Source organism: Corynebacterium sp. HMSC06D04 (genome assembly GCF_001807315.1).
In the GTDB taxonomy this organism is placed as follows: domain Bacteria; phylum Actinomycetota; class Actinomycetes; order Mycobacteriales; family Mycobacteriaceae; genus Corynebacterium; species Corynebacterium simulans.
The window spans coordinates 49,231-66,898 of sequence record NZ_KV788531.1; the positions used below are offsets into that span (position 1 = coordinate 49,231).

Annotated in this window: 16 protein-coding genes and 1 pseudogene; 10 read left to right on the forward strand and 7 right to left on the reverse strand. The window is 59.0% G+C overall.

Translation table 11 applies throughout. The annotated features are described in order from the left end of the window. Positions 1-122 precede the first annotated feature (122 nt). Complete coding sequence (locus tag HMPREF3155_RS03605) at positions 123-1,418, reverse strand: citrate synthase (RefSeq protein ID WP_082778565.1); 1,296 nt, start codon at positions 1,416-1,418, stop codon at positions 123-125. A gap of 154 nt (positions 1,419-1,572) precedes the next feature. Between HMPREF3155_RS03605 and serC the strand changes: the two genes are divergently transcribed. The 3 genes from serC (at position 1,573) to HMPREF3155_RS03620 (ending at position 5,058) form a co-directional block, all read left to right on the forward strand. Further along, complete coding sequence (gene serC, locus HMPREF3155_RS03610) at positions 1,573-2,703, forward strand: phosphoserine transaminase (protein WP_070432593.1); 1,131 nt, start codon at positions 1,573-1,575, stop codon at positions 2,701-2,703. Positions 2,704-2,913: 210 nt separating this feature from the next. Further along, a complete protein-coding gene (sepH, locus tag HMPREF3155_RS03615) occupies positions 2,914-4,182 on the forward strand; it encodes a septation protein SepH (protein ID WP_070432594.1) in 1,269 nt (422 codons plus the stop codon). 48 nt (positions 4,183-4,230) lie between these two features. Next, on the forward strand, positions 4,231-5,058 hold the full coding sequence (locus tag HMPREF3155_RS03620; RefSeq protein WP_070432595.1) for a DUF6928 family protein: 828 nt from the start codon (positions 4,231-4,233) through the stop codon (positions 5,056-5,058). Here the strand turns inward: HMPREF3155_RS03620 and HMPREF3155_RS03625 are convergent. The 3 genes from HMPREF3155_RS03625 to HMPREF3155_RS03635 form a co-directional block, all read right to left on the reverse strand. Then, positions 5,019-5,831: a TrmH family RNA methyltransferase gene (locus HMPREF3155_RS03625; protein WP_070432596.1), complete on the reverse strand. Its 813-nt coding sequence runs from the start codon at positions 5,829-5,831 to the stop codon at positions 5,019-5,021. The two genes, HMPREF3155_RS03620 and HMPREF3155_RS03625, sit on opposite strands and share 40 nt — an antisense overlap. A gap of 5 nt (positions 5,832-5,836) precedes the next feature. After that, positions 5,837-7,240, reverse strand: coding sequence for an NCS2 family permease (locus HMPREF3155_RS03630; RefSeq protein ID WP_070432597.1), 1,404 nt, complete (start codon positions 7,238-7,240; stop codon positions 5,837-5,839). A 97-nt stretch (positions 7,241-7,337) separates the two neighbouring features. Further along, entirely contained in the window at positions 7,338-7,988 is a 651-nt protein-coding gene (locus HMPREF3155_RS03635; protein WP_070432598.1) for a DUF3027 domain-containing protein, read from the reverse strand. Positions 7,989-8,026: 38 nt separating this feature from the next. Here HMPREF3155_RS03635 and HMPREF3155_RS03640 point away from each other — a divergent pair, with 38 nt between their 5' ends. Further along, positions 8,027-8,866, forward strand: coding sequence for a glutaminyl-peptide cyclotransferase (locus tag HMPREF3155_RS03640; protein WP_061921177.1), 840 nt, complete (start codon positions 8,027-8,029; stop codon positions 8,864-8,866). Between the two features lie 11 nt (positions 8,867-8,877). Further along, entirely contained in the window at positions 8,878-9,483 is a 606-nt protein-coding gene (locus HMPREF3155_RS03645) for a DUF2771 domain-containing protein (protein ID WP_062035626.1), read from the forward strand. Positions 9,484-9,566: 83 nt separating this feature from the next. Here the strand turns inward: HMPREF3155_RS03645 and HMPREF3155_RS03650 are convergent, their stop codons facing one another. Beyond that, on the reverse strand, positions 9,567-9,947 hold the full coding sequence (locus HMPREF3155_RS03650; RefSeq protein ID WP_061921135.1) for a cold-shock protein: 381 nt from the start codon (positions 9,945-9,947) through the stop codon (positions 9,567-9,569). Positions 9,948-10,320: 373 nt separating this feature from the next. Here HMPREF3155_RS03650 and HMPREF3155_RS03655 point away from each other — a divergent pair, with 373 nt between their 5' ends. Next, positions 10,321-10,935 carry a resuscitation-promoting factor Rpf1 domain-containing protein gene (locus HMPREF3155_RS03655; protein ID WP_061921133.1) on the forward strand — a complete coding sequence of 205 codons (615 nt, stop codon included), beginning with the start codon at positions 10,321-10,323 and terminating at the stop codon, positions 10,933-10,935. Positions 10,936-11,132: 197 nt separating this feature from the next. On the opposite strand, the gene HMPREF3155_RS03660 is transcribed toward HMPREF3155_RS03655, so the two are convergent. Then, positions 11,133-11,318 carry a hypothetical protein gene (locus tag HMPREF3155_RS03660; protein WP_061921131.1) on the reverse strand — a complete coding sequence of 62 codons (186 nt, stop codon included), beginning with the start codon at positions 11,316-11,318 and terminating at the stop codon, positions 11,133-11,135. A gap of 66 nt (positions 11,319-11,384) precedes the next feature. Here HMPREF3155_RS03660 and HMPREF3155_RS03665 point away from each other — a divergent pair, with 66 nt between their 5' ends. From HMPREF3155_RS03665 to HMPREF3155_RS03680, 4 genes are all read left to right on the forward strand, one after another. Next, complete coding sequence (locus HMPREF3155_RS03665) at positions 11,385-13,469, forward strand: helicase-associated domain-containing protein (protein ID WP_070432600.1); 2,085 nt, start codon at positions 11,385-11,387, stop codon at positions 13,467-13,469. A gap of 71 nt (positions 13,470-13,540) precedes the next feature. Further along, entirely contained in the window at positions 13,541-15,172 is a 1,632-nt protein-coding gene (locus HMPREF3155_RS03670; RefSeq protein WP_070432601.1) for a DNA repair helicase XPB, read from the forward strand. 4 nt (positions 15,173-15,176) lie between these two features. Continuing rightward, positions 15,177-15,815: a DUF3239 domain-containing protein gene (locus tag HMPREF3155_RS03675; RefSeq protein ID WP_061921125.1), complete on the forward strand. Its 639-nt coding sequence runs from the start codon at positions 15,177-15,179 to the stop codon at positions 15,813-15,815. Then, complete coding sequence (locus HMPREF3155_RS03680; protein WP_070432602.1) at positions 15,815-16,939, forward strand: aminotransferase class I/II-fold pyridoxal phosphate-dependent enzyme; 1,125 nt, start codon at positions 15,815-15,817, stop codon at positions 16,937-16,939. The genes HMPREF3155_RS03675 and HMPREF3155_RS03680 overlap by 1 nt, the downstream gene beginning before the upstream one ends. Here HMPREF3155_RS03680 and HMPREF3155_RS03685 read toward each other — a convergent pair. Further along, positions 16,920-17,280, reverse strand: a pseudogene (locus tag HMPREF3155_RS03685) (DUF2200 domain-containing protein). The gene HMPREF3155_RS03680 and the pseudogene HMPREF3155_RS03685 overlap by 20 nt on opposite strands. Positions 17,281-17,668: the final 388 nt, after the last annotated feature.

Sequence of the window (17,668 nt, forward strand, 5' to 3'; positions counted from 1 at the left end):
CGAAAGCCGAATCGCAGTGTGCCCAGTATAAGGGTTCATCTGCGATTCGGCTTTATTTGGCCTACGCAATGACTTGATTTGTCATCATTTCGTGACTAAAGCCTTGCAATTCAAAGGGCCTATTATGCACGCTCAGCGCGCGGGGAAACGGTGCGCAAGGTCTCGCCGGTGTAGATCTGACGCGGACGGTTGATCTTGGTGTTCAGCTCCAGCTGCTCGCGGTACTGAGCGATCCAACCCGGAAGGCGGCCGATGGCAAACAGGACGGTGAAGAAGTCCGTTGGGAAGCCCATGGCGCGGTAGATAAGGCCGGTGTAGAAGTCGACGTTCGGGTACAGCTTGCGGGAAACGAAGTACTCGTCCTCCAGAGCGATCTTCTCGAGCTCCATTGCCAGATCCAGCATTGGGTCGCCGCCCAAGTGCTCGAGGATCTCGTGTGCGGTCTCCTTGACGATGGCTGCGCGTGGGTCGTAGTTCTTGTACACGCGGTGGCCGAAGCCCATCAGACGGACGCCCTTTTCCTTGTTCTTCACGCGGTTCATGAAGTCGGTTGCGTCGCCGCCGTTGTTCTTCTGGATTTCATCGAGCATCTCGAGAACGGCTTGGTTTGCGCCACCGTGCAGCGGGCCGGACAGAGCGTTGATGCCGCCAGCGATAGCAACGAAGAGGTTTGCCTGTGCGGAACCGATCATGCGGACGGTGGAGGTGGAGCAGTTCTGCTCGTGGTCTGCGTGCAGGATGAGCAGCTTGTCCAGAGCCTTCGCGACGACTGGATCGACGTTGTACTCCTCGGTTGGGTAACCGAACATCATGCGCAGGAAGTTCTCGCGTGCGTTCAGGTTGTTGTCCGGGTACATGTAAGGCTTGCCCTGGGACGCGCGGTAAGCGTATGCAGCCAGCATCGGAACCTTAGCCAGCAGGCGGACGGTTGCCTTGTCCAACTGCTCCTCATCTAGTGGGTTGAGCTGATCCTGGTAATAGGTGGAGAGAATGTTAACGGAGGATGCCAGAACCGCCATCGGGTGCGCATTGCGCGGGAAGATGTTGAACTGCGCCTTGAAGTCCTCATCCAGCAGGGTGTGGTGGCGAATTTCATCGTTAAAAGCGCTCAGCTGCTCCTGGTTTGGCAGCTCGCCCTTGATAAGGAGGTAGGAAACCTCGTTGAAGGTGGCGTTGTTTGCCAGATCCGCGATGTCGTAGCCGCGGTGGCGCAGGATGCCTTCCTCACCGTTAATGAAGGTGATCTTGGACTCGGTGGAGCCGGTAGCGGCGTAGCCGGGGTCAAAGGTTACGAGGCCAGTCTCATTGCGAAGCTTGCCAATATCAAAGCCAGAGTCACCTTCGGTGGACTGCTTGATATCCATCTCGTACTCGCCACCTGGGTAGTGGAGAACAACCTTGTTGTCTTCAGAAGCCACTTGTTGATCCTTTCTCAACACTTAAAACACCGGCTCCAAACCGGCATTACGTTTTAAATCTCTTCACACTTTATCAAAATTTGTGACGCTGCCAACATCCTAAACTTTCAACGTTTACCAATAGGGTGACCGAAATTAGGTTAGACTGTGCCTCATGCTCCACACAGAACCGACTTTACCTGCAGATCTTCTCCCCATCGACGGTCGCTTCGGATGCGGCCCTTCCAAGGTACGACCCGCCCAAATTGAGGCAATTACTGCGGGGGCTAAATCCATCATCGGCACTTCTCATCGCCAGCCCGCCGTGAAAAACGTGGTGGGTTCGATTCGCGAGGGATTGCGAGATCTATTCAAGCTTCCAGACGGCTATGAGATTATTCTTTCGGCCGGCGGCGCCACCGCTTTTTGGGACGCCGCGACGTTCGGCCTCATCGAAAATAAGTCCGCGCATTTGACCTACGGAGAGTTCTCTTCGAAGTTTGCCAAGGCAAGTATTGGTGCACCGTGGCTCACAGCGCCCATCGTTTACGACTTCCCCGCCGGCACCGCTCCCGACCCACGCACGGTGGATTTCGGCGATGCTGACGTTGTGGCGTGGGCACACAATGAGACCTCGACGGGCGCGATGGTTGACGTGCTGCGCCCACAGCCAAATAATCCGGAGCAACTCGTTGTCATCGATGCGACCTCGGGCGCTGGCGGATTGCCCGTCACGATGGCCGAGGCTGACGTCTACTATTTCTCGCCGCAGAAGTGCTTCGCATCCGAAGGTGGGCTCTGGCTCGCGGCGGTCTCCCCTGCTGCGATTGAACGCATCGCAAAGCTTAATGCTGCACAACGTTATATCCCGGCTTTCCTGAACCTGCAGACCGCCGTGGATAACTCGCGCAAGAACCAGACCTATAACACTCCAGCCGTGTCTACTCTTCTGATGCTGGAAAATCAGGTCCGCTGGATGAACGACAACGGCGGGCTCGACGGTATGGTTACGCGCACCACAGCTTCCTCCACCATTGTTTATGACTGGGCCGCATCGCGAAAAGAGGCCAAGCCTTTCGTCGCCGAGCCCGCTGGCCGCTCGTTAGTCGTGGCAACCATCGACTTTGACGAGACCGTGGATGCTACGGCCTTAGCCAAGGCCTTGCGGGCGAACGGCATCGTGGATGTCGAACCTTATCGCAAGCTAGGGCGCAACCAACTGCGAATTGGTATGTTCCCCGCGATTGAGCCAGACGACGTCGCAAAGCTCACGCAAGCAATCGACTACCTTCTGGATAGGCGCTAAGAGCAACTGACAGGGCTTTTCCAGCCAACATGCCCCGCGTTCTTCATAAGGCGCGGGGCTTTTCTGGGTTAAAGTGGATTTCATCACACGCGCCCCGTTGGGGTGTGGATCGATTGCACTAGTCGCAATGCCTAGATGCGGTTTTAAATAAACTGTCAGTATCCAAATCCGTTGTCCGAATCCGTCGACAAGCAAAAGGAGCGCCCCTCAATGCGCGAGCTCTTCCTCGCAAAAAGCGACTCAACCACTACTTCTTTGGTCATGGAAACCGAAGAAGGCGAAGAGTTTTTCCTGGCCGTCACCGACGATCTCCGCGAGATTCTAGGCGCACCTAAGCCAGAGGATGACGCATGGGGCAATGTCTCCAGGCTCCCGTTCGCGGCGGACGCAGATGACTCTACGGATGCTGCAGATTCTGTGAATTCTGCAGCATCCAGCGACGCAGACTCGGCTGCAAGCACCGCCTCCGCTGGCGAACACGAACAGCGCGACGCGGAAGCAAAGAAAGATGACGACGAGTCATCCACCGCGGCTGAGTCCACTGACTCCACTGCGCCTGCTGAGCCACAGCTGACCACAACCACTCCGGCGCCTATTTCGCAGCCGCGCTCTGGCATGCGTGACCACGGCGACTCCCGCCCGCACGCAATCAGCCTGCGCCCGGCGGAAATTCAGGCCCGCATCCGCGCTGGCGCATCTGCTGCAGAGATCGCCGAGGAAATTGGCGCCCCCGAATCCCGCATCGAGCCTTTCGCACACCCGGTACTGCTGGAGCGCGCCCGCATTGCCGACGTCGCCAAGCAGGCCCACCCCATCCGCGAAGACGGCCCGGCCAAGCTGACTCTCTGGGAGATTCTCGCCACGGCCTTTGCCGCACGCGGCCACTCCCTCTCCGAGTCGACCTGGGATGCCTACCGCCATCAGGGCGAACCGTGGATCCTTCGCATCACGTGGAAGGCTGGCTTGTCTGAGAACGAGGCGGAGTGGACCTTCAAGCAGTCCATGTCCTCACCGGCTACCGTGGAGGCTCGCAACTCCGTTGCCGCCGATCTCACCGACCCTGACTTCGTACAACCAGTGCGTTCCCTGACCTCCGTCGGCCGCGGCGAGCGCTATGACAAGGCCATAGACGGCGAGACGCCGAGCGCAGTCACCAGCATCACCGACTTCACTGCACCGACGGTCGTACCGGATCCGCAACCTGCTGATGTCGAAGCGGACTCCGCCAATGCAGACTCCAGCGCTACCGGCGCGGCCCGCCCTGCTGGCGCCGCTGAAACACAGGCTTCTGCATCAGAGACCTCCTCTGCTACCGAGTCTGCGGCAGATAAGCCAAAGGCAGAAGGCAACGACGAGGAGTTCCTGCAGAACCCTTCGCCGGAGCCAAAGCCAAAGAGCCGCCGTCGCCGCGCTACAACCCCGCACTGGGAAGACGTCCTGCTCGGAGTGCGCTCTAACACCAAGCGTCCGCGCGAGTGAACGCGAGTGGATTGACAGCCAAGAAAAGTAATTAAGCGAGTTTTTACCGTGGACCCTCAACCTGTTCTCACTCTCTGGTACGTCACTGTCGAAGATCCCGCTGCTGTGCTGCGGGAGGAGCCAAAGGCCGATCGCGGCTTTGGCCGGAAATTCTTGGCACAACTCAATCCCAACCTGCCCGTAACCCCCATCGGGCAATTTCCTCTCAATCGCTCTGCCCAAGCCGGCGATAGCGAGTACTACATCGGCGGATACCCCGGCGTTACCGTGGTTCAGACGGTCATCGAGGAAGATGCCATGGTTCTCTCGCGCCTTCCAGAGCAACTCTTGAAGGCGGTTCCCGCGCTCGAAATCTATGCCTTCGTCTCGCAGGAAAGCACCGGCTATGCCGGTTTTGCGCACTGGACGGCCGGTGAGCTCAAGCGCTGCCTGTGCGGTACGCGCTTTAACCTGCAGGAAGACTCCGGCCTACCAGAGCCCTTTGAGGCGCCGTTCTGGGCCGGCGAAAAATACGAACCGGTCGGCGGTATCTCTCTGCCTTTCGAACCACAGGGCATCACCGAAGCAGCGCAGTCTTATTGGCTCGGCGTGGAAGTAAATGACCAAGGCCCCGACCTCGACGTCGTGGGTTATGCCACCGACGGACGGCCCGAGCCCAAGGTCGCGCCAAAGAAGCCGGAGCGCAGCCTCGGCACCATCGCCTCTGCTTCCGTGTCCAAGCTCGGCTTCAACGACTACGACGATTACGAGGCCCACGACCAAGAACCAGAGTCCACTGGCGAGGAAATCCTCGAAACCGCCAAACGCCTCGGCGGGCTAATCAGCAGCTACGTGCGTCAGACCTCGAAGTCAATTCGGGAGCGCTGGCGCTCATAAAAAGCGATGGCCGCTGAGGTAGCCACGTTGAGCGAATCTGTACCTGGGGCCATCGGTATGCGTGCGCGCACATCGGTGGCCTTCATCGCATGTTCGGTAAGGCCGGGGCCTTCTGCGCCCACGAGCAGAGCAGCCTTAGTTGCGCCCCTGAGCGCCTCCGCGAGATGAACGGCTTCTGGGTGCGGGGTCAAGGAAACGAGGCGGAAGTCGGCGTCGCGAAGCGCCTGCAGAGAACGCTGCCACGTGGTGTATCCGCCGTCCAGATGGGCAAAAGGCAAACGCAGCACATGGCCCATGGAAACGCGCACCGAGCGACGATAGAGCGGGTCTGCTGCGCCCGAGCCCAACAGCACGGCGTCAACGTCCATGCCCGCCGCATTGCGGAAGATGGCGCCGATATTTTCGTGGTCACCCACGCCCTCAAGCACCACCACGGTGCTTGCCGTCTTCAAGATCTCATCCAAGCTCGGCTCTGGCGCGCGGTCTGCGGCAGCCACCAGCCCACGGTGCATATCAAAGCCGGCGACGGCCGCGAGAGTTTCTCGCGAGACCTCGTACATCGGGCAACCTGGATCCCCATACTCTTCCACGTAGGCATCCAGCTTTGCACCAAAACCTACGACGCAGCGCAGCGGGAAACGCGAGTCAGCCAGGCGGGAGACCACCAGATGACCTTCGGCAATGACAAGACCCTCGCCTTTCTTGTCCGACTTATTCAAGTCACGGACGTCATCAAGGCGAGGGTCTAAAGGGTCAGCAATTACTTCACGCATGCACGCTAGCTTAGCGCGTTGGTCAGCGGAGCCATGCCGAAGTAGACCACGAAGAGCGCGGCGATGAGCCACATGAGCCAGTGCACCTGCTTTGCCTTACCGGCAAACGCAGACATCAGGGCGAAGGCGATGAAGCCCACGCCGATGCCGTTTGCAATGGAGTAGGTAAACGGCATGACCACGATGGTGAGGAAGGCCGGGATGGCAACTTCCATCTTGGTCCATTCGATGTCCTTGAGCTGGCTTGCCATCATTACGCCGACGATGACCAAAACCGGAGCGGCCGCTTCGATAGGAACGATCTCATAGAGCGGAGTCAAAAACATCGCGAGCAGGAAGATGACACCCGTAGTGATGTTGGCCAGGCCGGTCTTCGCGCCGTCGCCAATGCCGGCTGCGGAATCCGCAAAGACGGTGTTGGAGGAAACCGAGCCCAGACCGCCGGCAATGGCGCCGGCGCCTTCTACCACCAGTGCGGTGCGCATGTCTGGCAGGTTGTCATTCTCATCGACCAGACCCGCCTGCTTGCCCAAGCCATTCATGGTGCCCATGGCGTCGAAGAAGTTCGTCAGCAGCAGGGTGAAGATAAGAAGTACGGTGGCCACGACGCCGAGCTTGGTAAAAGCACCCACGAGGCTGACCTCGCCCACGATGGACAGATCCGGCAGACCGCCGAAGGAACCAGGAATCTCTGGTGTTGCCATGCCCCAGTCCTCAGAGCCGAAGATGGCCTGCAGAATCATTGCGATGACGGTGGTGATGACGATGCCCAGGAACAGGCCGCCGCGGACCTTGCGGATAACCATGAAGGAACAAAGCAAAAGGCCTAGGACGAAGACGAACGCCGGCCAGGTGGAAACAGAGCCATTGATGCCAAGGCCCACCGGAACCGTGGTGTGCGCTGCATCGGGGACACGCGTTACAAAACCGCCATCAACGAAGCCGATGATGGCGATGAACATGCCGATTCCCACGCCCATCGCAGCCTTCATCGAGGCCGGAATGGCATCGAAGACCGCTTGACGGAAGCCCGAGATGGCGAGCAAGACAATGATGATGCCTTCGAGTATCACCAGGCCCATGGCGTCTTTCCACTCCAAGCCCTTGGTGGAGACCATGGTGACGGCAACGAAGGTATTCATACCCAGGCCCGCCGCCATGGCGAATGGATAGCGCGCAATCGCGCCGAAGGCAATGGTCATGATGCCGGCGATTAACGCGGTAGCTGCGGCGACCTGCGGAATGCCCAAGGTATGGCCCGCAGCATCGGGCGAGGTGCCGAGGATGAGCGGGTTGAGAAGAATGATGTAGGCCATCGCGAAGAACGAGACCACGCCGGCGCGAACCTCAGTTCCGATTGTGGAACCGCGTTCAGAGATTTTGAAATAACGATCGAGAGCAGCGTTCATCGCTTTTGAGACAGCCCCTTTACCTAGTGCCAGGAGGATTGAGTTTTACTGGCCTTAGTAAAGTATTTGCGACTCCAGAAAGCAAACCACGAAAGCGCTAGTAGATAGGTTTATCGTCATCAAAAGCGGTTTCGGTCACGGATCCTTCTTCCCGGATTTTTGTCTCCGAATGCGCGCCGCATCCGTATCTTGCGTGCACTACACGGCCATCTGCCGAAAATTCGTTAGCGCACACACCAAAGTTATCCATCAGCTCCAAATAGAAAGCACAGGTCTTACACTGCAGCGGCGCTTGCGCGGCCATCTCGGTATTAGGGCCAAAGGAGCCAGTGCGCCACCTCTTTTTCGCCTCATCTAAACCCTTTGCGGAAAGCTTGCCGTCTTCCAAGCGTTCGTCGTAAGGCGCAGGCGGCATCAAATCGCCCGGGCCCAAATCCCCCGGACGCACGCGCTCGTTATACGGCACCCACTCCGGGGCTTGCAGTGCCTGTTGCCCCGGCACCAGCGCTACCTCGTTAACGGTGATAAAACGCGAGCCCTCCGCGCAGGCCACAACCGCTTGCCATTCCCAGCCTGGGTAGCCTGGCATATCTGCTTCAAAGCGATGGGTTGCGACGTTTCGGCCTAGCCCTGCGACTCCGCGGTGCTTGCCGACGCCGCCCTCTCCTACTTCTTCCGCTGCAGCGCGAGCAATGCGCACGGCGGTCTTGTTAAGAAGTGGGTTCGTTGGCTCATTCTGCTTAGTCACGCACTACATTATCCATGACATCGTGCACAATGACTTCCATGGGTTCTTCTAAATCTTCTCTCGCTTTGACTTCCACCGCCGTTTTAAGCGCGCTTAGCGCAATCGGCCTGCTTGCCGGTTGCAGCAGTTCAGAGGGCGATTCGCCGGCTCAAGAAGGAACAAACGTGCCACGCGAAGTTGAGCATCTATCCGTTTCCATCAAGGAACACACTGCCATGCTCCCCAATTCTTTTACCCAGGGCCTCGAAGTTGATCCCGCGGGCAAGCTGTTGGTGGGAACTGGCCTATACGGGCAATCCCGGTTACTGCGCCTGCAACCCGGCGCGAAGGAACCCGAGCAGGAAGTGTCACTGCCTCCTTCTTTGTTCGGTGAGGGCATCACACAAACCCAGGATGCGATTTGGCAGTTGACGTGGAAGGCGGGCGAGGCCATCAAGCGGGATCCCGTAACCCTCGAAGAAACCGGCCGCGCTCGCTATGAGGGCGAGGGCTGGGGATTGTGTGCCGCGGGCGAGGATAAATCTGAGCTCATCATGTCTGATGGAAGCAACGAGCTGCGACATCTTGATGCCCAAACTTTCGAAGAGACTGCACCGCGGACCCCCGTTACCCTGGAGGGCCAGGCGGTAGAAGAGATTAATGAGTTGGAGTGCGTGGACGGCCAGGTCTTTGCGAATGTGTGGATGAGCGAGGATATTTTGCGCATTGATCCCACAAGCGGCGAGGTCACCGCGGTTATTGATGCTGCAGGACTGAATAAATCTGGGCCGCAAACCCAAAACGATGTACTCAATGGCATCGCCCATATTCCAGGAACGGAAGAATTCTGGATTACTGGTAAGCGGTGGGTTGATTTGTATCGCGTGACCTTCGAGTAGGATTCTTTGCCATGGCAACCCGTAAGGAAGCAAGGAAGAAGTCGCTGCTGCAGCTTTTGGCGCTGATTATCGCCGTGGCAGTCATTGTGGTCTCCGTGGTCTTATTCCAGAATTGGTGGAATAGCCGCCCAGGTCCTGAGCCGCAGGACATCACCGTCAAGGCCAGCGTGGGTGAGAAGAGTCTCGACGTTGCGCCTTATATGGTCTGCGAGCTGGGCACCGAATGCCCTGAGGGCGAGGCTCCAAACCTCACCGTCGGCAAGGATGACACTTTGCATCTAGAGATCCCAGAAGAGATCTCCAACCACGAGTGGCGCATCCTTTCCATCTACGATGACCCGGCGGCTAACGACGAGCAGATTCACGGCGCCGGCGATTCTTCCACCGTGGACGTTCCGGGTTCTGTTGACCCCATCAAGGCCTCTACAGGAAAGCGACCGCGCCTGATGGTGGTCGAGATTTCCTCGCTGATGATTGGCACCGATGGCAAGGGCGAGGAGGCGCCGTTTAGCACCGTGTGGTCCCTTTCCACGATGTCTGACAAGGAGCTTGCCGAGGCCACAAAGACCGCTGCACCTGATAAGCCCACCGAGCCGAGCAAGGCTGCTTCCAAATAAACGCAGCCTGCGAAAAAGCGCGAGCCCAACTTCTAGATTCCCACAAGGGGAGACGAAGTTGGGCTCGCGCTTTTGCTTGATTTTTAGCTATCCAAATCCTTGGCGATGGCACGCAGGATTTCAGCGACCTGACGGCCAGTCTTGCGCTCTGGGTAGCGCCCCTGCGCCAGCACCGGCTGCACCTGGGTTTCCAGCAGCGTCATTACATCGGAGAGCATGCTCGACAGCTCGTCCGGCTTACGGGAAGGAGTGCGGCGGCGCGGCTTGTCCAAAACCTTGACACGCAGTGCCTGTGGACCGCGGCGGCCTGCCGCGAAATCAAAGTCGATCCGCTGGCCTTGGACCAGCTCGTCGACGCCCTCGGGCAGCACGTTGCGGCCGACGTAGACATCCTCATCGCCGGGGTTGCTCACAAAGCCGAAACCCTTGTCAGCATCAAACCACTTAACTTTGCCGATTGGCACGCCCCTACTCGCTTTCTTACTCGGGAATAAAGAGAATTATTCTAACTCCTATAACACAGCAATTGAAGTTGCTGTCACATAAACAACACACGTTACAGGGGTGATCTAATTCACGTTTTCGGAACGACCTGCGAAAATGCAATGAGTTCCCAGAGGAAAGACGCCATGCCGAGTCAGTTACGTGACTATTTCGTTATAAACCGTTACTGTTTGGGACAGGCACTTGGCCGCCAGCGAGGAAGTCTCGCCCCCACACGCAGTCCGGGCTTCCCCGTGGCGGCCGATATTTGTGCAAGACAACTTTAAAGCAATTACTTTTGCCGGACTGAGCACAACGTGGGCGCGAGAAATCTAGAGAAGAGGAATACTTTTAATGGGACGCCACTCCGCTAAGAACAACTCGTTCGCTACCAAGTTCGCAGCTTCCACCGTCGCCGTCGGCGCCGCTGCAGCCATCATGGCACCGACCGCATCCGCTGCTCCGGATTCCGACTGGGACCGCCTCGCGCAGTGTGAGTCCGGCGGAAACTGGGCAATCAACACCGGCAACGGCTACTACGGCGGTCTGCAGTTCTCCGGCCAGACCTGGTCCGCATTCGGTGGCGGTCAGTATGCACCGACCGCAAACCAGGCAACTCGCGAGCAGCAGATCGCTGTCGCTGAAAAGATCCTGGCTTCCCAGGGCTGGGGCGCATGGCCCGCTTGCTCCGCTTCCTTGGGACTGAACTCCGCGCCAACCCCGCGTGACGCCGCTCCGACTCCGGCTCCAGCACCGGCTCCAGTTCAGCAGGCAGCTGCACAGCCTTCCGACGAGCTGGCTGTTGACGCTCTCTACAAGATGGTCGAGGACACCGCAGCTAAGTACGGCCTGGCTATCCCGGCTGAGTTTGCAAACCAGTACAAGGCAAACCGCCACAACTTCGACGCGTTCTACTCCGCGAACCGCCAGTTCATCGATCCGATCGCTCAGCTCATCGAAAACCTCTAAGGCTTTTCAAACTAAAGCTGCGCAGATTCGCGTTTAAAGCTCCCAGCTCTAGGTGGAACTTTCCAGTTCCTTCTGGCTGGGAGCTTTTGGCTTTCTTAGCGTACGAAAAATGGCCCCACCACAAGGCGGCCGCTGAAGGGCGCGCGGTGGGGCTAGGCCTGCGTTAGGCTAAAAGCTTTTCTTCTAAGTAAGAGCTTTTAGCGGTTAACGCGGGTGTATGGGTGCACGTAGTTGAGCTTCTCCGCCGGCATTGGCAGGATCAGATCGTCACCGAACGGGCTGGATGCACCAGCGAACGGCGCGTAGATTTCGGTAATTGCGTGCTCGCGATTTTCATTCTTCGGCCAAGCCGGGGATACGAAGCCATTCTTCTTATTCGACATAGGCCTTATTATTCCAAACCCCGGCCCAAAAAGTAACTCAATAACCCACTAAACTTATTCGCCACCATGACCCCACCTCACAGCACTTCCTCCGCGACGGTCCAATTCCGCACGTGGCTTGCAGATCTTGACCAAGAGCAGCTTTCGACGCTGCTTGGCTATCGCAGCGATGTGCTCTCACCGCTACCCCCGGGAATCGCCCCGTTGGCAACGCGCCTTAGCCTGACCACTTCCCTAGCGCGCGCACTCGCGCAGTGCGATGCCGAGTTGCTTGCTACTGCCGAGGACATCGCTTTGCGGGGCGGCGAACTGGAACCCGTAGAGATTTTGGCCCCAGAGCCAACCGCACGGCTGCTCGAGCGGGGCCTCGCATTCGAAGTGGAAGCACAGGGCGTATGCCTTGCCCCAGGGCTCATGCAGGCGCTTCCCACCGGGTGGTCGCTGCTGCATCAGAGCACCACCGACCCCGAGGAGATCGCGGCACTGCCCGAGGATGAGGCACGGATTCTGCAAACCCTGGCCGGCTCTGGCGGAGTGGGCGCTACTCGCGACGCAGCTCCCGATGCTGATCCCACGCGCCCAATCCCCCGCCTTTTAGCCAAGGGCATTCTCACCCGCGTCGATTCCCGCACCGTGCGCCTGCCGCGCGCCGCCCGTCGCGCGCTAGAGGGACACAGCCCCGAGCTCATTCCGCTGCGCCCAAGCGGCCGTGCCGGCACCCCGCCACTAGAGAAGAAGACGGGGGAAGCAGGCGCCGCCGCTGGGCTGCAAGTAGTTCGCGAGCTGGAAAGACTCATCGATCTTGTCGGTGCTCGACCCATCGAGCTTTTGAAAGACAAGACTGTAGGCGTTCGCCCGCAGGCCCAACTCGCCAAGGAACTCGGTATCACAGAGCTGGAGCTGCGCCGCCTGGTTTGCCTCGGCTTTTCCGCGCGTCTCTTAAGCCGCGGCGAACCGAAGGGCTTGGAGGGCAACTTCTTAGCACCTACCCAAGGCGCACAGGAATGGCTAGATGCCGGCCTGTCTGAGAAGTGGAGCCTGCTCCTCGATGCCTGGCAGTCCTCTACCTGGCAGCCTTGGGCCGAAGGCCGCCTGCTTTCCACCGAAAGCGTCTCTGAGCATTTGGCCCGCCACCGCCGCACGGTGATGGACGTCTATGCCCACGCCTCAGTCCCACTTAGCAAAGAGGAATTTTCCGAAGAGCTGCGCTTCCGCGCCCCGCTTTTTACAACGCACACTAAGTCCTCCACCATCGATGCCCTCGTTGCCGAAGCTGAATGGATCGGAGCCATTGCGCTAGGCCAAGCCACCCAGGTGCTGCTGGATCCTGCGGCCACGCATACCCTTACCCCGGAAGAAGTGGACTACTTCATCATCCAGGGCGATCTCACGGTCTTGGTTCCCGGACCGCTAGAGGCCAGCGCGCATCGCCGGTTGGGAGATCTCGCGGACTTGGAATCGCCAGGCCTAGCCAGCGTCTACCGTATTAGCGAGTCCACTCTGCGCCGCGGCTTGGACGTAGGCATGACGGCGCAAGAGATCACCGACTTCTTCGCCGCCCACAGCGAGGTGCCTCAAACCCTCGAGTTTCTCATCCACGACGTCGATAGGCGCCACGGCACGCTGCGCTCCGGCCCTGCGCTGGCGTACCTCCGCAGTGAAGATCCCGCCCTTCTCGAAATGGCGGTGCGGGCGGTGCCAGAACTGCGCCGCATCGCTCCTACCGTCGCAATATCGCAAGTGCGCGTCGGTGAGCTGCTGGAGAAACTGCGCGCCCACGGACTTGCTCCCGCCGGCGAAGATGAATCAGGTGCTTCCCTGAATATGACGCTCGAGCCCTACGCACTGCCTACTCCGGCACCTCGCAAGGCTGGCCCCACTCGCCCGGATCCGACGAGCGTCGCCAAGGCTCTGCTTGATACCGAATCACCCGCGCCCACCGCAGCGGACGAATCCAGCCTCGACGTTCTTCACGCTGCTGCCCGCGGCGGGCGCCCCGTCAAGATCACCTATGCGGATAAGAACGGCAATTCCAAGTCCAGGACTGTAAAGCCGCTGTCCGTCGCCGGAGGTCAGGTCGATGCCACCGGCACCGATGGTTCCACCATCCGCTTCCCTTTGCACCGCATCACTGCCGTGGAACTCGCTTAGCGCCAGCAGGGCGATCGGGGCTATACTTTTGGCTTTCTACCATTGGCGAACCTGTACAAAGGAGCAAGTAGATGCCCGGACCGCTCATCGTACAATCTGACAAGACGGTGCTCTTGGAGGTCGACCACGAAGACGCTGCCGCAGCCCGCATCGCGCTTTCGCCCTTTGCAGAACTGGAGCGCGCGCCAGAGCACGTTCACACTTATCGCATCACACCGCTGGCGCTGTGGAATGCCCGCGCCGCGGGCCACGACGCCGAGCAGGTGGTCGACGTGCTCGAGCGTTATTCGCGTTTCCCGGTTCCGCAGGCGCTGCTTATCGACGTCGCGGAGACCATGTCGCGCTACGGCCGCGTGCGCCTCCACTCGCATCCGGCGCACGGCCTCATCTTGGAATCTGCCGAGGTTCCGATCCTCGAAGAACTCGCGCGGCACAAGAAGGTCAGCCAACTGCTGGGCGCTCGCATCGATGACAGCACATTCGCCGTGCCGCCTTCGCAGCGCGGCCGCCTCAAGCAGGAGCTGCTCAAGGCCAACTGGCCCGCCGAGGATCTTGCCGGTTACGTCGACGGCGAGTCCCACCCCATCTCTTTGGTGGAGGAAGGCTGGGCGCTGCGCGATTACCAATCCTATGCCGCAGAATCCTTCTGGTCCGGCGGCTCCGGCGTGGTCGTGCTGCCCTGTGGCGCCGGCAAGACCATCGTGGGCACGGCGGCGATGGCCAAGGCCCAAGCCACCACGTTGATCCTGGTTACCAATACAGTGGCCGGACGCCAGTGGCGCAACGAGCTGCTGCGGCGTACCTCATTGACCGAGAACGAGGTTGGCGAATACTCCGGTGAAAAGAAGGAGATCAAACCGATCACAATCGCCACCTATCAGGTGGTAACCCGCAAGACGAAGGGCGAATACCGCGCCCTTGAGCTCTTCGACTCCCGCGACTGGGGTCTAATCATCTACGACGAGGTCCACCTGCTTCCTGCTCCCGTGTTCCGCATGACTTCGGATCTCCAATCGCGCCGCCGCTTGGGCCTTACCGCCACGCTCATCCGGGAGGACGGGATGGAGGGAGACGTCTTCTCCCTCATCGGCCCCAAGCGCTACGACGCCCCGTGGAAGGAGCTCGAAGCCGCCGGCTACATCGCCACGGCGGAGTGCATCGAGGTACGCGTTGACATGGACGCCGAGGAGCGGATGCTCTATGCCACGGCGCAGGCGCGGGATCGCTACCGAATCGCGGCGTCGTCAAGCGCAAAGCACCGTGCCGTGGATAAGATTTTGGCCAAGCATGCTGGCCAGCAAGCACTCATCATTGGTGGTTACGTGGAGCAACTGGAAGAACTCGGCTCGCACTTGGGCGCGCCAGTAATCGACGGCAAGACCTCGAACTCCAAGCGTGAAAAGCTCTTCCAAGCTTTCCGCGACGGCGAGGTGCAAACACTCGTGGTCTCCAAGGTGGCAAACTTCTCCATTGATCTTCCCGAAGCTGCCCTAGCTATTCAGGTCTCCGGCACCTTCGGCTCGCGGCAGGAAGAAGCCCAGCGCCTAGGACGCCTCTTGCGCCCGAAGGAAGACGGTAAGGAAGCAGAATTTTACACGCTCGTCACCCGTGATTCCGTGGATGCGGACTATGCGCTCCACCGCCAGCGCTTCTTGGCGGAACAGGGATACGCGTACCGTCTCGTCGACGAAGTAGACTTATGACCTGATGAAGATTTTCAAGTTTCAGGTCGACGAGACCTACGCCAAGAAGAACAATGAACTCCTGCGCGATTCCGCGCGCCTGCGCAACTCCGGCCTCATCATGGGCTTGCTGCTCATCATCGGTGCCGCTGCGGTCTACATGACTGTGGATGCGGACTGGGGATTTACCATTGGCCTCGGTATGTTGCTCTTCGGCATCCTCGTGGCCATCGTGGGCGTTGCAGCCGCGCGCCAGGTTGGCACCGCACAGCACCTCTATGATTCCTACCCGCTGGCACCAGCAGTGGTAGCTGAGGTCAACGAACGTGACATGGTGCTGATGGCGCTAGTGAACACCAACGTTGATCCCGGGCTTCCGCCGCGTTGGGCAGCTTGCCTGCGCACCGTTACTTCCGTGCCAGGTGTCAAGCGCACTGTGGGCACAAAGCTGCCGGTTGCCGCAGTTTCCGGTCACCGCAACAACAGCGATAAAGAACACTGGCAGCAGGTCACCCCGATGCCCATTGCATGGGGCACGCCGGACGCTGAGGTCGTCACCATGGCGCGTAAGGCAATCCCGGAAGACCAGTGGCAAAAGCTCGACCGTGCCCGCAAGCGCCTCAATGATGTGAAGGCCACCCGTTACGATCTTTTGGTGCTCTAATGACGGTTAAACGTCTGCAGCAATTTGGCGAGACCATCTTCGCCACCATGACCCAGCTGGCAATCGATAATGACGCCATCAATCTGGGACAAGGCTTCCCGGACTCTGATGGGCCAGAGCGCATGTTGGAGATCGCGCAGGAGCAGATTGCGACGGGAAATAATCAATACGCTCCCCTGCGCGGGCGCCCTGAGCTTGTCGACGCACTGGCGCATTACTACTCAGTTTCTCGCAAAGCAATCGTGGTCACCGCAGGCGCCACGGAGGCAATCACAGCGACTGTTCTCGGCTTGGTAGAGCCGGGCCAGGAAGTAATCGTCCTTGAGCCCTATTACGACGCCTACGCCGCCGCAATCGCGCTTGCCGACGCCACCCGCGTCGCCGTGCCGCTCAAGCCTTCCGGAGAAAGCTGGGACCTCGACGTCGATGCTGTGCGCGCCGCTGTGACGGATAAGACCGCGATGGTGATCGTCAATTCTCCGCATAACCCCACCGGTTCAGTATTTAGCCGCACAGCACTAGAGGGCCTCCGCGATATCTGCGTGGAGCATGACTTGCTCGTGCTTTCCGACGAGGTCTACGAGGACCTTACCTTCGGCTCTGCCACGCACGTGGACATCCAGCGCATCCCGGGCATGGAAACCCGTACGGTCAAGGTCGGCTCGGCGGCTAAGTCCTTTAACGCCACCGGCTGGAAGACGGGCTGGGCATTCGCACACCCAGACCTTCTAGACGGAGTGATAAAAGCAAAACAGTTCATGTCATTTGTATCCGCCACGCCTTTCCAAGCCGCAGTGGCCCACGCACTGGTATATGAGCGGGACTGGCAGAAAGCCATGGTGGAAGAACTGGCCGAATGCCGCGACATCCTAGTTGCTGGCCTAAGTAAGGCCGGCTACCAAGTCCACGAGACTCAAGGCACTTACTATTTAGTCGCCGACGTGAGCTCCTCTGGCATGGACGGAGTTGAATTCTGTACAAAGCTCCCCGAGACACACGGGGTTGCTGCCATCCCGCTTGCTGCCTTTGCCGATAACCCCGAACCATGGCGCTACAAAGTCCGTTTCGCGTTCTGTAAGCGCCCTGAGGTAATCAAAGAGGCAGTTAAGCGCCTGAGCGCTTGATCTTCTCCAAAGCCTTACCCTTCGCCAGTTCGTCGATTAGCTTGTCGAGCTGGCGAATTTTTTTGCATCACTGGGTCTTGCACCTCCTGAACCTTCACGCCGCAGATACTGCCGTTGATAAGAAAGCGATGCGGATTCATCTCTGATGCTTGCTCGAAGAACTGCTCAACAGTAAGTTCCCCTGCCGCAGCCATGCCTGGGACATCGTATCCCGTGAACCAGGAAATAACTTCATCTACCTCAGCGCGAGTACGGTCCTTACGTTCCGCCTTGGCGATATAAGCGGAATGGATCTGCTCCCACCGCATGCTAAAAATTCGAGGCTTAGAAGTATCTGACATGGCTTCCATCCTACTGCTGGGGCGCAGACATCCTTCTCCAAGGTTCATCAACGCCACGTTGAACTACTCCACTCCCCCGCCGTGCATAGACCGGAGATGCCGGTTAATAGTTGCCTTGCTGAAACAAGCTGCATTCGAACCATCGACGCCATGAAATCTAGCGGCCGCAACGCTCCTCGATGGTTCGAATGCAGATCCCAACGCCTCCATCCGCGCGCGAACTAATCTCTAATTCACACTGTTTTTAGCCACAGTGACAATTCAGAAGGCTGACCCGTATAGTCCATAAACCACGCGATAATGAACACCGCAGTTACCTGGGACACTTCATGTGGTGAACAAAGCTGCGTTCGGCCCATCGAAGCCGCCGAAACCGGGCGTTGTGGGC

Bases quoted from the DNA above. Each gene is read 5' to 3' on its own strand.
- serC (WP_070432593.1), top strand. From the start codon at position 1,573: ATGCTCCACACAGAACCGACTTTACCTGCAGATCTTCTCCCCATCGAC.
- sepH (WP_070432594.1), top strand. From the start codon at position 2,914: ATGCGCGAGCTCTTCCTCGCAAAAAGCGACTCAACCACTACTTCTTTG.
- HMPREF3155_RS03625 (WP_070432596.1), bottom strand. From the start codon at position 5,831: ATGCGTGAAGTAATTGCTGACCCTTTAGACCCTCGCCTTGATGACGTC.
- HMPREF3155_RS03630 (WP_070432597.1), bottom strand. From the start codon at position 7,240: ATGAACGCTGCTCTCGATCGTTATTTCAAAATCTCTGAACGCGGTTCC.
- HMPREF3155_RS03640 (WP_061921177.1), top strand. From the start codon at position 8,027: ATGGGTTCTTCTAAATCTTCTCTCGCTTTGACTTCCACCGCCGTTTTA.
- HMPREF3155_RS03645 (WP_062035626.1), top strand. From the start codon at position 8,878: ATGGCAACCCGTAAGGAAGCAAGGAAGAAGTCGCTGCTGCAGCTTTTG.
- HMPREF3155_RS03655 (WP_061921133.1), top strand. From the start codon at position 10,321: ATGGGACGCCACTCCGCTAAGAACAACTCGTTCGCTACCAAGTTCGCA.
- HMPREF3155_RS03660 (WP_061921131.1), bottom strand. From the start codon at position 11,318: ATGTCGAATAAGAAGAATGGCTTCGTATCCCCGGCTTGGCCGAAGAAT.
- HMPREF3155_RS03665 (WP_070432600.1), top strand. From the start codon at position 11,385: ATGACCCCACCTCACAGCACTTCCTCCGCGACGGTCCAATTCCGCACG.
- HMPREF3155_RS03670 (WP_070432601.1), top strand. From the start codon at position 13,541: ATGCCCGGACCGCTCATCGTACAATCTGACAAGACGGTGCTCTTGGAG.
- HMPREF3155_RS03675 (WP_061921125.1), top strand. From the start codon at position 15,177: ATGAAGATTTTCAAGTTTCAGGTCGACGAGACCTACGCCAAGAAGAAC.
- HMPREF3155_RS03680 (WP_070432602.1), top strand. From the start codon at position 15,815: ATGACGGTTAAACGTCTGCAGCAATTTGGCGAGACCATCTTCGCCACC.